Consider the following 12,486-nt stretch of genomic DNA (forward strand, 5'->3'; position numbering starts at 1 on the left):
CGGTGCGCCCCGGAGTTAATGCAGTAGAACCTCACTTATGGCCCGTCCCCGCACCATTACCGACGAGCAGATCGTGGAGGCAGCCCGTGAAGTTTTTCTGGAACAGGGTTTTGCCGCCACCACCGCCGAGATTGCCCGCCGCGCCGGAATCTCGGAGGGCACGCTGTTCAAACGCTACGCCAGCAAGGAAGACCTGTTTGAAGCGGCAGTAGGCCTGCACGACAACGCGCAGTGGCGTGCGGAGTTGATGGAACGGCTGGGTCACGGCGAGGTCCGGCGCAACCTGGAATGGGCCTTCATGGAATTCCTGAAGGAAGCTGCCGCCATCATTCCCACCCTGATGACCGTGCTTTCACGCGGGCATGACCCGGAACACAACCGCATTCTGGAGCGGCTGGGGAATCCGGTGCGCCGGGACGCCGAAACCATCGCCGGGTACCTGCGCGCCGAGCTGAGCCTGGGCCGGATGCGCCCGCTGGACGCCGAGGTCACGGCGCTGGCGATCATGGGCGCGCTGACCACCTATATCCACCAGGAACTGATGATGCTCCAGACCGGGCGCGAGCCGATGGACGCCGGACGTTTTGTGCGTGGCCTGCTGGACCTGCTGTGGCCGGGGCTTGCGCCATGACGACCCCGCGCGTCGGCCTCTGGTCTGGCCTGCCTCCACCTTTGGAGGGTGGCCCGAGGCGAGGGTGAGGGTGTAGCATCTTTCCCGAAAGTGAGTGGCCACTCTAGAAACCCCGCATGAGCGAACCTCACCCGCCCGTTCCGATCTTCCCCGCACTCTTCTTTTCGAGGTTCATTCCATGACACGACGTTTTCCCGCGCTGCTCCTCTCGACGTTTCTGAGTCTGGGACTGCTGAGCGCAGGCCACGCACAGACCGCGCCGCCCCCGCTGCAACAGACCTCCGCCTCTCCGGTTCAGGTGCAGACCACGCCGTTCACGCTCAGCGACGTGCTGGCGCTGCTGCGCGGGTCTCCGGGCTGGCAGTCGGCGGACCTGACCTACCGCGCCGCGCAGCTTGCCCTGGACAGCGCCCGCACCCGCGCGGGCCTGAGCCTGAATGTGGGGGCCGACAGCAATCTGACGAAAGTGCCCTGGGCCACGGGCGAGTGGCAGGGCAGCGCCACGCTGAACATCGGGGCCTCGCTGAACGTGCTGCCGTGGTCCCCGGCGCGCGAGGCGGTCCGCAGCGCCGAACGCGCGCTGGCGGCGGCGGCGGTGGACCTGCGCAACAGCCGCGCCACGCTGACCATCCAGGCCGTGCAGGCGTTTGCCGGTGCGCGCAGCGCCGTGACCGGAGTGACCCTGACCGACGCGCAACTGGCCCTGAGCATTCGCCTGCGGGCGGTGGCCGACGAGCAACGCGCCCAGAACCTGATCACGGCAGAGGCCGTGCTGGAGCGGCAATCGGCGCTGGAATCGGCCCAGGCGGCGCGGGAGAAGGCCGCGCGCGGCGTGAATCTGGCGGCGGCGCAACTGACCCGCGTGCTGGGACGGCCCCTGGCGCTGCCGGGCGATCTGAGCGGTTTCGGCAGCCTCCCCAATCTGACCCCCTCCGGCGATCTGAACACCCTGCTGTCCCGCGCCCTGAGCGCCCGGCCCGAGATTGCCAGGGCCGAGGTCTCGCTGGCCGACGCGCAGGCCGCCCTGGCAGCCGCGCAGCGCAATGCCCGCCTGCCAGACCTGACCGCTGGCGTACGCGCCGGGCAGCTCAGCGACGCCAAGGGCAACGCGGGCCGCACCGTCAGCGGCAGCCTGAATTCCAGAACCGGCATGCTGGGCGTACAGGTCAGCCTTCCGCTGAAGGACACGGGTGACATTCCCAGCGGGGTGGCGCTGTCGCTGAGCGGCACCTACACCCTGCTGGGCGGCGCGGCAGCCGGGGAACTGGCGCAGGCCGCCCAGGGCGTGCAGCAGGCGCAACTGGGCCTGAGTACCGCGCGCCAGGGCGTGGACCTGGATGTCCGCACCCGCCTGTCGGGCTATCAGGATGAGGTGGGAGGGCTGGTCAGTCTGAGAACCGCCCTGACCCGCGCCCAGACCGCGTTTGCCAGCGCCCGCGCCCGCGTGGATGCCGGACTGGCCACCGCGCTGGACGCCGATCAGGCCGCATTGGGTGTAACGCAGGCACAGAATGCCGTGGACGCTCAGGCGGCGGCGGTGGAACTGGCTGCGCTGCAACTGCTCCAGGCCACGGGCGAGCTTGATCCAGTGTTGCTGGGCCAGATTCCAGCCCTGCCTGCTGCGCCCTCCCCCACTCCGACGCCTCCACCGCCATCACCCACGCCGCCCACGCCGCCGCCAAATGTCCAAACCACGCCCACCACCCCCGAACCAATTCCTGCCCCCGGAGGCCAACCATGACCACCCCCACCACCCGCATCCTAACCGTCCTGCTGGCCCTCGGGCTGACCACCACATCCGGCCACGCCGCTGCGCAGGACGCCGCGAAGCTGACCCTTTCCAGCGCCGTGTCGCGCGCCATTGCCAGTGGGCCGGACGTGACAACAGCCCGCGCCAACCTGCAAAAGGCGCAGGCCAACCTGCGGGCAGTGCGGGCGGACCCCACCAGCATCATCACCACGCTGACGCAGGCCGAGCAGGACAACGCGGCGGCGGGGGTCACGCTGGCGGGGACCAAACTGAATGTCGCACAGACCGTGATCGGGCAGTATCTGGCCGCCTACGAGGCGGGTGGGCGCATCGACCTGAACAGCGCCCAGGTGGCACTGGACAGACGCAACCTGCAAATCGCGCAGGCACGGCTGGCCGCCAGAGTGGCGACGCAACTGGACGTGAACCGCGCCCAGACCAGCCTGAACAGCGACACCCAGGAACTGGCAGACGCACAGGCGCAGCTTCCAGTGCTGAAATCGCAACTGGCCCGCTCGCTGGGGCTACCCACCGGGACGGCGCTGACGCTGACTGATCCACCCGCACCGCCCAGGCTGGACGCCAGCCTCGCCACGTTGCAGGCCGGACTGGACAAACGCCTGCCGTCGCTGAGTCAGGCGGCCAACGGCCTGAGCCTCGCGGCCTTGCAGGTCAGGCTGGCGGACAACGACTACACGCCCGCGCGTACGCTGGAAGACGCCCGCACCGCCCAGGCCAACGCACAGCGGGGTCTGGACGACGCCGTGAAGGCCGCCGGGACCGGGGTACGCGACGCCTACCGCGCCGTGCAGAATGCCCAGGAAGGCGTGGACATTGCCCGCCAGCAGCGCACCAACGCCCAGACCACCCTCAGCCAGGCCCGCGCCCGCCTGAAGGCCGGGACCGCCGCCGCCGTGGAAGTGCAGCAGGCCGAGGTCCAGGCCGCCCAGTCCGACTTCGCCGTGACGCAGGCGCAGGGCGGGCTGTGGCGGGCGCTGGCAGCGCTGGGGGCGGTCTCCGGCGTGGACGTGACCGGACTGGCAAAATGAACTGGACTGGTCAAATGAACTGGACCGGCAACATCAAACGTTCGCTCCCCCTGCTGGCCCTGACGGCCCTGCTGGTGGGCTGCACGCCGCCTGGTGACGCCAAGCCCGAGGGCAACGATCTGAACACCGCCCCGGCCAAGACCACCGTTCTGAACGTACAGGTGGTCACGGCCAATCAGGGCACACTGAGGGTGCAGCGCAGTTCCAGCGCCATTATCACGGCGCAGAAGGATTCCCAGGTGGCCACCCAGAGCGGCGGCACCGTCACGCGCCTGCTGGCCGACGAGGGTGAGCAGGTGGGCGCGGGCGCGGTGGTGGTGCAACTCGACGACACGCAGCAACGGCAGGCGCTGGAAAATGCGCGGTTACAGGTCCAGCAGGCCCAGATCAACTTGCAGCAGACCCAGAACACAACCGCCAACGCGGGGGCGTCTCTGACCTCTGCCGTAGCGTCCGCCGAAGCGACGCTGGCCCAGGCGCGGCAGAACGCACAGAGCGCCGAGACGTTGTACGGGCTGGGCGGCATCAGTCTGGCGGACCTTCAGGCGGCGCGCGCCATGCTGGCGCAGGCGCAGTCGGGGCTGTCCTCGGCCAGAAACAACCTGGATCAGAACGGGCGCAGCGTACAGGGCAGCGTGCCCCTGCAACAGGTGGCCCTGGAGACCGCGCAGGCGGGCGTCAGGCAGGCCGAGGAAAATTTGGCCCGCACCAATGTCAGGGCACCCTTCGCCGGTACGGTGGCCAGCATCAGCGCCAAAGTGGGCGAATTTGCCGCGCAGGGCAGCGCCGTTTTCCGGCTGGTGGACCCTGGCAGCATCCGCGCCAAGTTCAACATTCCCAGCAGCGACGCCTTCGCACTCACGGACGGCACCCGGTTGAATCTGGGCTACGGCGGCGTCAATTACGTGGCGACCGTGCAGGGCAGTCCCGGCATTGCGGGCGCGGACCGGCTGGTACCCATCACTGCCCGCGTGCAGGGCGGCGAGAAACTGCCAGTGGGCGCGGCGGCCCAGGTGCGCTACCGCGCTGATCTGGGCAGCGGCGTGCTGATTCCCAGCAGCGCCGTACAGGTGGACGGCGGCGAGAACGCCGTGTACGTGGCGGTGGAGGGCAAGGCCGAGCGCCGGGTGGTCACGGTGATCGCTGAGTCCGGCGGCCAACTGGCCGTTTCGGGCGTGGACCCCGGCCAGTCGGTGATCAACCCACTGCCCGGCAGCATTCAGGACGGCGCGGCGATTGCTGTGGGTACGGGCAAGCAACAGACGGATTCGGCCCAGACTGATACGGGGCAGACAGACCCGGCCCAGCCGGAAGGAAGCGCGCCGTGAGTACCCATGAATCTGAAGACCTGAACGCCCCACGCGGCACGCTGCCCGACGGGACGCCGGAGCCGGTGATCAACCCCTTCGTGCGCTTCAGCGTCCGCAACTATGTCTTTTCCATCGGCATCTTCGTGCTTGTGGCGCTGCTGGGGCTGGTCTCGGTGTTCCGGCTGGGCGTGGAACTGCTGCCCAACTTCGAGGTGCCGATCCTGGCGGTCAGCACGTCCTACGGCGGCGCGAATCCCGATCAGGTGGACCGCGAGGTCAGCCGCCGCATCGAGGACGCGGTCAGCACCCTGGCCGGGGTGGTGGACATCAACACCACTTCCGTCAGCAACCAGTCGGCGGTGGTGATCACCTTTGCCGACAGCACCGACATCGATTCTGCCGCCAACAGCGTGTCGCAGGCGGTGGCCGCCATCCGGGGGGCGCTGCCGGGCGGCGCGGACGCCCCGGTGGTCCAGAAGTTCGATCCCAACGCCACCCCGATCCTGTCGCTGGCCCTGCTGGGCGGCAGCGCCAGACCCGACGACGTGACCTCCTACGCCGAGGACACCCTGGTGCCGCGCCTGGAACGCGTCGAGGGCGTGGCCGACGTGAGATTGTCGGGCGGCCCGGAGCGCAAGATCCAGGTACTGCTGGACCCCGCCCGCCTGCAAAGCTACAACCTGACGCCCGCGCGCGTCACCGGGGCCATCGGCGGCTCAGCGCTGGACCTGCCTGCCGGAACGCTGACGCAGGGCGGCAACACCACCGGATTCAGCACCCGCAACACCCCGCGCAGCGCCGCCGACGTGGGGCGCATCATCGTCGATCCGGCCACCGGGCTGCGCGTGGCGGACGTGGCCAGCGTGCGCGACGGCAGCGCCGCCGCCACCTCGTTCGCGCGGGTCAACGGGCAGCCCGCCGTGCTGCTCTCGGTGCGCAAAGCTTCGGGAACCAACTCGGTGGCCGTGACCGACAACGTGCTGGCCGCCATGAAGACCCAGGCCCTGCCGGGCGGGTACAGCCTCAAGCTGGCCAGCGACACCACCCGCGAGACGCGCGCCACCGTTTCGGACACCTTCAAGGAATTCCTGATCGCGGTGGCCGCCGTGGGCCTGATCTGCCTGCTGTTCCTGGGCCGCCTGAACACCGTTTTTTCCGTGATCCTGGCGATTCCGATCTCGATCAGCGCCGCGCCCCTGCTGTTCGGGCTGCTGGGTTTCACCTTCAACATCATCTCGCTGCTGGCGATCATCGTGGCGATTGGCATCGTGGTGGACGATTCCATCGTGGTGGCCGAGAACGTGCAGCGCTACCGCGACATGGGCTACGGTCAGGTCCGCAGCGTGCTGCTGGGGGCCAGCGAGGTCTTCTCCGCCGTGACCGCCGCGTCGTTCTCACTGCTGGCGGTCCTGATTCCGCTGAGCTTTTTCCCCGGCATTCTGGGGCAGTTCTTCAGTCAGTTCGGGCTGGGCATCGCGGCGGCGATCACGCTGTCGTGGCTGGAAAGCCTGTTGTTCCTGACCGTCCGTATGGCCTACACCGCCGAGTCCAAACCCGTTTCCTGGGCGCAACTGCCCGGCATCGTTGCCCAGCTCCCCCAGATGTTCCGGCAGGCCCTGACAGGTGTCAGGACCCTGCCCGGCCTGCTGGGTCTGGCGCTGGGCGGCGCGGCTGGCGCACTGGCGCTGTCCCGCACCGCCCTTCCACTGCCCGTCACGCTGGTTCTGGCTGTGCTGCTGGCCCCGGTGATCTGGACCCTGATCCGGTACGTCGTGACCGTGCTGTACGCCTTCCTGGAAGCACTGACTGGCACCCTGCACGGCGTCACCATCCGGGGCGTGATGGGCGTGGCCCGCGCCTACGCCCGCAGTCTGGGCGGCGCGCTCAAGCGGCCCTGGATAGTGATGGTGGTGGCCCTGGCCTTCATGGGCAGCGTCGTGCTGATCGCGCCCAAGCTGGGCTTCGCCTTCGTGCCGCAGACCGACAGCGGCATCCTGAACGTGGACCTGAATCTGCCAGTGGGCACCGATCTGGCCACCACCAACGCCCTGACCCGCCAGATCGAGGAAAAACTGCTGGCGCGGGAGGAAGTCCGGCTGGTGCAGACCAGCGTGGGCAGCGGCAGTCTGGTGGGCGGCAACAGCGCCAACGCGTCCAGCCTGACCCTGACCCTGATTCCCAAGGAGGAGCGCAGGGGGCTGGACCTCCTGAGTGCCGAGTACCGCACCTTGCTGGCCCCGCTGGTGGCAAACCGCCCCGGCGCGGAGCTGACCGTGGCCTCCCAGCAGACCGGACCCGGCGGCAGCGCCGACATCACGCTGGCGCTGACAGCCCCCAATCAGGCGCTGCTGCTGGAGCGCAACCGCGAGGTGGTGCGCCTGTTGCAGAAAGACCCCAACCTGCGCACCATCAAGAGCAGCCTGAGCGCCACCACTCAGGAACGAACCTTTGTGCCCGATGCCAGCCGCCTGTCCGGCACCGGCCTGAGCGCCAGCGACGTGGCCCAGGCCCTGCGGACCTACAACGACGGCTCGGTGGCGGGCAGCGTGCGCGACGGTGACCGTAGTGTGGACATCGTGGTGCGGCTGGACCCCGCACTCATCCGCGACGAGCAGAGCCTGCTGTCGCAGACGGTCTATTCGCCCGCCCTGAACGCCAATCTGCCCCTCAGCGGGCTGGGCACCTTCCAGGTGGCGCAGGCCCCGGCCACCCTGAGCCGCCTGAACAAGGCGTACACCGCCACGCTGGACCTCAACCTCGTGCAGGGTGGTCCCAATCCCTTCGCCTATCAGGCCGAACTGGAAAAACGCGTAGATGACGCGGGCCTCCTTGAAGACAGCGTGACCCTGGGCAACGCCAGCGCCTTCGGCAACGCGGGCCTGACCGGCGATCTGGTGTTCTTCGGGCCGATCATCATGATCAGCTCAATCCTGCTGACGTATCTGGTGCTGGGCAGTCAGTTCAACTCGTTCCGCTACCCCATCTACCTGCTGCTGCCGGTGCCCATCGCCATCGTCGGCGCGCTGTGGACCCTGGGCCTGTTCGGCGTGAATCTGGACGTGATCACGGTGCTGGGGATGGTGATCCTGCTGGGCCTGTCCACCAAGAATTCCATCCTGTACCTGGAATTCGTCACCGAACGCGCCCGCAGCCTGCCGCTACGTGAGGCGCTGATCGAGGCCGCCGAGCTGCGTTTCCGCCCGATCATCATGACCACCCTGACCGTGCTGGTGATCAGTATTCCGCTGATCCTGGGCCAGGGCGACGGCGCGGAATTCCGCCGGGGCCTGGGCATCGTGATTCTGGGCGGCGTGGTGACCAGCACGCTACTGACCTTCTACGTGGTGCCCACGGTGTTCTGGCAATTCGAGCGCCGCCGCCTGAAACCCGACGCCCCCGCGCAGATGGGCGGCACCCCCGTCCCCGGCGACTGACCGCCAGCGCAAGAGAACGCAGCAGCAAAAGCCCCCTCCAGATTTCGGAGGGGGCTTTGCGTTTGCTGGCAAAGTTGATCCGGGTTCCGTCTGGCTACAGCGAAATTCCCACGGTCCGCAGCCATTCCAGTGCGATCAGGGTGTGGCCCACGGGCGTTGGATGCACGCGGTCATGCGCCCACATCTGCGGCGACGTGACCTCGCAGGCCGCGTCGAAGGCGGGTTGCAAATTGACCAGCGGCGCACCGAACTCGCCCGCCAGTTGCGCCACGATGGCCGCGTACCGTTCCACCATCACGCGCATGGAATCGGCCCGGTCCGGCTCAATCAGAAAGGGCGTGACCAGCACCAAGCGGCTGCCAGCATCAGCGGCGCGGCCCAGTAACTCGCGCAGGGTGGCGGCATACTCGTCGGCTGGCACGGCCTCAGCGGGTTGATCGCTGAACATGCGCCACACGTCGTTCACGCCAATCTTGACGCTGAGCCAGTCGGGCTGCTCGGCCAGCGCGTCCCGCTCCCAGCGCTGCGCCAGATGCCGCACCGTGTCGCCGCCGACGCCCCGGTTGACCACTCTCAGGTGCCGCTCGGGGTGGCGGGCCATCAGCAATTCACGCACCCGCGATACGTAGCCGTCGCCGTACTCGCCCCCGCCGCCCGTGCGCCCCGCGTCGGTGACGCTGTCTCCGATAAAGACGATCTTCTGGCCCGCTTTCAGTTCCGTGTTCATGTCCGTTCCTCACTATGCAGCTTTCCATTGCCCAGCGCCGCCGCGCCCAGCAGCGCCGAGGCTTCAAAATGCGTCGTCAACTGGCAGGAGACGCCGGGCAGGGCGGCCTCCAGAGTGGGTTGAAAATGTTTCCAGGCCCGCGCCACATTCCCGCCGAACACCACGGCGTCGGGCCGAAATTGGGCCACCCAGGGGGCCAGGATGCCGCCCAGATGCGTACCGAGTTCCGCGTAGGCCGCCCTGGCCCGCATGTCTCCAGCGTCGGCCAGGGCAGCAATTCCGGCGGCGCTGGCGCTGTAGTCCTCATGACGGGAAGATTGGTAGGCCCGCCTCACGGCCTGACCGGACGCGAAATCTTCAGCAATTCCACCCCCATACGGGACGTTCCACAGTTCTCCGTCCGGGGGTACATCTGGGCCAGACGTGATCACCAGCCCACCCGCCACGAAGCCGGAGCCGAGGCCCGTTCCCAGCGTGACACCGATGACCCGCCCGGTTCCCCGCGCCGCGCCGCCCCACCACTCGCCCAGCGTGAACAGGTCCGCGTCGTTGCCGAAGGTGAGCGGCACCCCGTCCAGTACCGTTCCCACCCAGCAGTCCTGCAAGCCGCCGCGCACATCGACGCCGTGCAGGGCGACGAATTTATGGGTCATCCATGACACGCCAGCCGCGTGGTCAAAGGGGCTGGGAACGGCGATGCCGATACGGGCAGGCGGCCCATGCCCGTCCCCGGCCAGCGCCTCCAGCGCAGCGGCGGCCCAGGCATTCAGCAGGGCGTCCGCGCTGGCGTTCGGGTCGACGGTGCGGTGGACTTCGCCGGGAAGCACGGTGCGTTTGTGCAGGTCCACCCGTGCGGCGGTGACGTGGCCGCCGCCGATATCCAGCGCCAGTGCATAGGGCTTCTCTATCCGGGTCAAGTGCGGCTCTCCAGCATCAGGTCCAGCAGCGCCCGGTCTACCTGATACCCGCCGATTTCCTCGTAGACCACGCCGGGCCGCCCGTGGTTCACGATGCCGAACACGCCCTCGAACTCCCACAGCGCGTAGCCCCAGCCGTACTCCTTGAACAGGCTGAACAGGTCCCTGAACCAGCGCAGGGCCACATGCTGCGGCGTGTAGATGTAACAGCCGAATTCGCCAATGTGAACGGATGTTCCCCCGGTCTGAACGTCGCGCCAGGGCTGATAAAACTCGTGCAGGGTGTCGCGGTTCCAGGTCTGCCCCTCGTAGACGGTGCCGGGGTATTCGGGGGCCGCGCCGGGGGTGTTCCAGCCGTTCCACCACGGCGCTCCCCAGTGGCTGACTGCATACGGCTGATACGCCCGCCCACTTTGCATGACGCCCAAATGCGCCAGCTCCGGCATGGCGATGTTGCCGCCGCTGAGGCCATCAATCACGATAGGCCGCGCCGGGTCAACCGCGCGAATGGCCTCCACCGTCCGCGTGATCAACGCCGCGTGAATATCGCGCGTCAGCCCCCGCGTGCCGATGTCGGGCGGTTCGTTGACCAGATCGAAGCTGAGGTCATCGGCACTCACGCACCCATAGCGCCGCGCGAAGGTTTCCCACAGGAACACGAAACCGTCCTGCGCCACCGCATCGGTCCACAGATTGTCGCGTTCCAGCTCCTGCCCGTTGATGCAGTAGCCGGGGGCGCGGTGCAAATTCAGGCTGAGGTGAATGCCGCGTGACTGGCAGGCGGCGAGGTAACGGTCCAGGTATTCAAACACCGCCTCGTCGGGGTGCAGGTAATCAAAATCCCGCGTCCAGAACTGGTAATTGGTGGGAATCCGCACGAAGTTGAAGCCGTACTGGGCCATGAAATCCAGCGCCTGCGCGTCGGGTTCCTGGGGTTGTGCGCCCTCCTCCCAGTGGTACATCCACTGAAAATTGAAGCCGTAATAGGTCATGCATCTCCTTCAGGTCATCACGATGGATTTGATAGTCTCGCCGTCAAATTCCAGACGGTCGATGCACAGCACCCGCGCCCCTGGATCGGTGTTGCCGATCACGCGGCGGTGATAGACGATCAGCCATTCGTCCGTTTCGGGCAGATGCAGGTAGCCGTGGTGGCCGGGACCTTCCGCCAGCGGGGGCTGGCTACTCAGCACGACGCCGCGAGACTCGAACGGGCCGTATGGGTTGTCGCTGATGCCGTAAGCCACGCTGTATGTGCCGTCTATCCAGTCGCCGCGTGACCACATCAGGAAATACTGCCCGTTCCTTTTGATCATGCAGGGCGCTTCAAAGTAGCCTTCCGGCGTGATGCCGCGCAGGCTGCCGGGGACGATTCCGGTCATCTCGTCGTTCATCACGGCCAGATTGCAGTGCTTCCAGCCTCCGTAGTACAGGTAAACCGTGCCGTCGTAGTCTTTGAACAGGTGGGCGTCAATGGGCTATGCGCCGCCGATGAAGCGGTCAATCATCGGTTGGCCCACGACCCCACGAAACGGCCCGGCGGGCGAATCCGAGACGGCGATTTCCAGACCGCCCACCTCGTCATCCTTCTGAATATCGTTGCTGGCGAACACCAGGAAGTAGCGCCCACCCTTTTCAATAATGGTGGGTGCCCAGACTGCCCGCCAGATCCAGGGGAAATCGGCCATCGCAATGACACCCTCGTGCTTTTCCCAGTGGATCAGATCGGCAGAACTGAAGGCGTCGATGTTGAGCTGCCGGGTGTAGTCGGTGGCCGAGCAGGTGGCGTAGATCCAGTATTTCCCTTCGTAGAAACGGGCTTCTGGATCGGCGTAGAAACCGGGGACGATGGGATTGGTGGGCAGGTTCAAGGCAGGTTCTCCTGGGCGGACGGGATGAGTTCAAGGTGCAGGGTGACGACGCGGCGCGGCAGGAGTTCCAGCGAGACAGTCCCGTCAAACACGGCCAATTCTTCCTGTTTGATGCCGAACAGATCGCAGCGCCACGCCCCCCCGATCTTCAACAAAGCGAAGGCGACGCGGGCCGTTTGCGTCTCGTCGCTGGCATTCAGCAGCGAGAGCAGCACACCTCCGTCTGTCGCCTTGAATTGCGTGGTCAGAACTGGCGCGTCCGGCAGATGCAGCAGCGTTCCGCTGAGGGGCAAGGGGGGCGGCGTCACGCCCGGTTCCCCGAAATGCTGGGTCAGCGGCGCGGCGTGTTCGGTGTCCAGACCAAAACGCTGGGCGCGGGTCTCGTCAAACGGTCCGGCGTAGGGTTGCAGGCGGTAGCGCGCGGTGACCAGCCCTGGTTGCATGGGTTGGAAATTGGTCTCCCAGTAGTTGTTGGGGTAGGAGGCTGGAATCATGACCGACATGGGTTCGGCAGGACCACGGTGCCGAGCAGGCGCAGCACGCTCCACACCGTGTCCGTGATCCCGATGGCCATTGCTGGCGTCCGTTGCGCATATTGACGACGCCCCACCGGTTCATTCAACTTGATTCGCAGGCTCCGGTTCACCCGACAGAAGTTGTAGACCCCGTTGACCAGATCGCTCACCGTCTGACAGACGTGGGGAAGCCTTGCGAACGCGAGGCTTCTGCGGACCTGGTGTGGATTCATGCGCCGGGCCGTCCCGTTGTGCCGTTCCACTGCCGAGGTGTTGGGGGTG

Annotated in this window: 9 protein-coding genes and 2 pseudogenes; 5 read left to right on the forward strand and 6 right to left on the reverse strand. The window is 67.1% G+C overall.

What is annotated here, in order from left to right:
• The first annotated feature begins 37 nt into the window (after positions 1–37).
• The 5 genes from Q319_RS0111610 (at position 38) to Q319_RS0111630 (ending at position 8,174) form a co-directional block, all read left to right on the forward strand.
• Complete coding sequence (locus tag Q319_RS0111610; RefSeq protein WP_029482669.1) at positions 38–631, forward strand: TetR/AcrR family transcriptional regulator; 594 nt, start codon at positions 38–40, stop codon at positions 629–631.
• Between the two features lie 178 nt (positions 632–809).
• Positions 810–2,372 carry a TolC family protein gene (locus Q319_RS0111615; protein ID WP_245619145.1) on the forward strand — a complete coding sequence of 521 codons (1,563 nt, stop codon included), beginning with the start codon at positions 810–812 and terminating at the stop codon, positions 2,370–2,372.
• The gene (locus Q319_RS0111620; protein WP_029482671.1) at positions 2,369–3,430 is read left to right on the forward strand and encodes a TolC family protein; all 1,062 of its coding nucleotides are present in this window, start codon (positions 2,369–2,371) and stop codon (positions 3,428–3,430) included. The genes Q319_RS0111615 and Q319_RS0111620 overlap by 4 nt, the downstream gene beginning before the upstream one ends.
• 14 nt (positions 3,431–3,444) lie before the next feature.
• Complete coding sequence (locus Q319_RS0111625; RefSeq protein ID WP_156039301.1) at positions 3,445–4,758, forward strand: efflux RND transporter periplasmic adaptor subunit; 1,314 nt, start codon at positions 3,445–3,447, stop codon at positions 4,756–4,758.
• On the forward strand, positions 4,755–8,174 hold the full coding sequence (locus Q319_RS0111630) for an efflux RND transporter permease subunit (RefSeq protein WP_029482673.1): 3,420 nt from the start codon (positions 4,755–4,757) through the stop codon (positions 8,172–8,174). The genes Q319_RS0111625 and Q319_RS0111630 overlap by 4 nt, the downstream gene beginning before the upstream one ends.
• A gap of 94 nt (positions 8,175–8,268) precedes the next feature.
• On the opposite strand, the gene Q319_RS0111635 is transcribed toward Q319_RS0111630, so the two are convergent.
• The 6 genes and pseudogenes from Q319_RS0111635 to Q319_RS28260 form a co-directional block, all read right to left on the reverse strand.
• Positions 8,269–8,901 carry an SGNH/GDSL hydrolase family protein gene (locus Q319_RS0111635; protein WP_029482674.1) on the reverse strand — a complete coding sequence of 211 codons (633 nt, stop codon included), beginning with the start codon at positions 8,899–8,901 and terminating at the stop codon, positions 8,269–8,271.
• Complete coding sequence (locus Q319_RS0111640; RefSeq protein ID WP_051655328.1) at positions 8,898–9,818, reverse strand: ROK family protein; 921 nt, start codon at positions 9,816–9,818, stop codon at positions 8,898–8,900. The genes Q319_RS0111635 and Q319_RS0111640 overlap by 4 nt, the downstream gene beginning before the upstream one ends.
• A complete protein-coding gene (locus Q319_RS0111645; protein ID WP_029482676.1) occupies positions 9,815–10,810 on the reverse strand; it encodes a glycoside hydrolase family 5 protein in 996 nt (331 codons plus the stop codon). Before Q319_RS0111645 ends, Q319_RS0111640 begins: the two co-directional genes overlap by 4 nt.
• 9 nt (positions 10,811–10,819) lie before the next feature.
• A pseudogene (locus tag Q319_RS28665) lies at positions 10,820–11,689 on the reverse strand (glycoside hydrolase family 43 protein).
• Positions 11,686–12,183: a hypothetical protein gene (locus Q319_RS0111655; RefSeq protein ID WP_156039302.1), complete on the reverse strand. Its 498-nt coding sequence runs from the start codon at positions 12,181–12,183 to the stop codon at positions 11,686–11,688. Before Q319_RS0111655 ends, Q319_RS28665 begins: the two are co-directional and overlap by 4 nt.
• Positions 12,180–12,486 (reverse strand): annotated as a pseudogene (locus Q319_RS28260) (IS1 family transposase); the annotation flags it as partial. The pseudogene Q319_RS28260 and the gene Q319_RS0111655, both read right to left, overlap by 4 nt.

It is taken from the genome of Deinococcus marmoris DSM 12784 (genome assembly GCF_000701405.1).
Taxonomy (GTDB): Bacteria; Deinococcota; Deinococci; order Deinococcales; family Deinococcaceae; genus Deinococcus; species Deinococcus marmoris.

Excerpts from the sequence above, each read along its gene's own strand:
- Q319_RS0111610 (WP_029482669.1), top strand. The coding sequence starts at position 38 with ATGGCCCGTCCCCGCACCATTACCGACGAGCAGATCGTGGAGGCAGCC.
- Q319_RS0111615 (WP_245619145.1), top strand. The coding sequence starts at position 810 with ATGACACGACGTTTTCCCGCGCTGCTCCTCTCGACGTTTCTGAGTCTG.
- Q319_RS0111620 (WP_029482671.1), top strand. The coding sequence starts at position 2,369 with ATGACCACCCCCACCACCCGCATCCTAACCGTCCTGCTGGCCCTCGGG.
- Q319_RS0111625 (WP_156039301.1), top strand. The coding sequence starts at position 3,445 with ATGAACTGGACCGGCAACATCAAACGTTCGCTCCCCCTGCTGGCCCTG.
- Q319_RS0111635 (WP_029482674.1), bottom strand. The coding sequence starts at position 8,901 with ATGAACACGGAACTGAAAGCGGGCCAGAAGATCGTCTTTATCGGAGAC.
- Q319_RS0111645 (WP_029482676.1), bottom strand. The coding sequence starts at position 10,810 with ATGACCTATTACGGCTTCAATTTTCAGTGGATGTACCACTGGGAGGAG.
- Q319_RS0111655 (WP_156039302.1), bottom strand. The coding sequence starts at position 12,183 with ATGATTCCAGCCTCCTACCCCAACAACTACTGGGAGACCAATTTCCAA.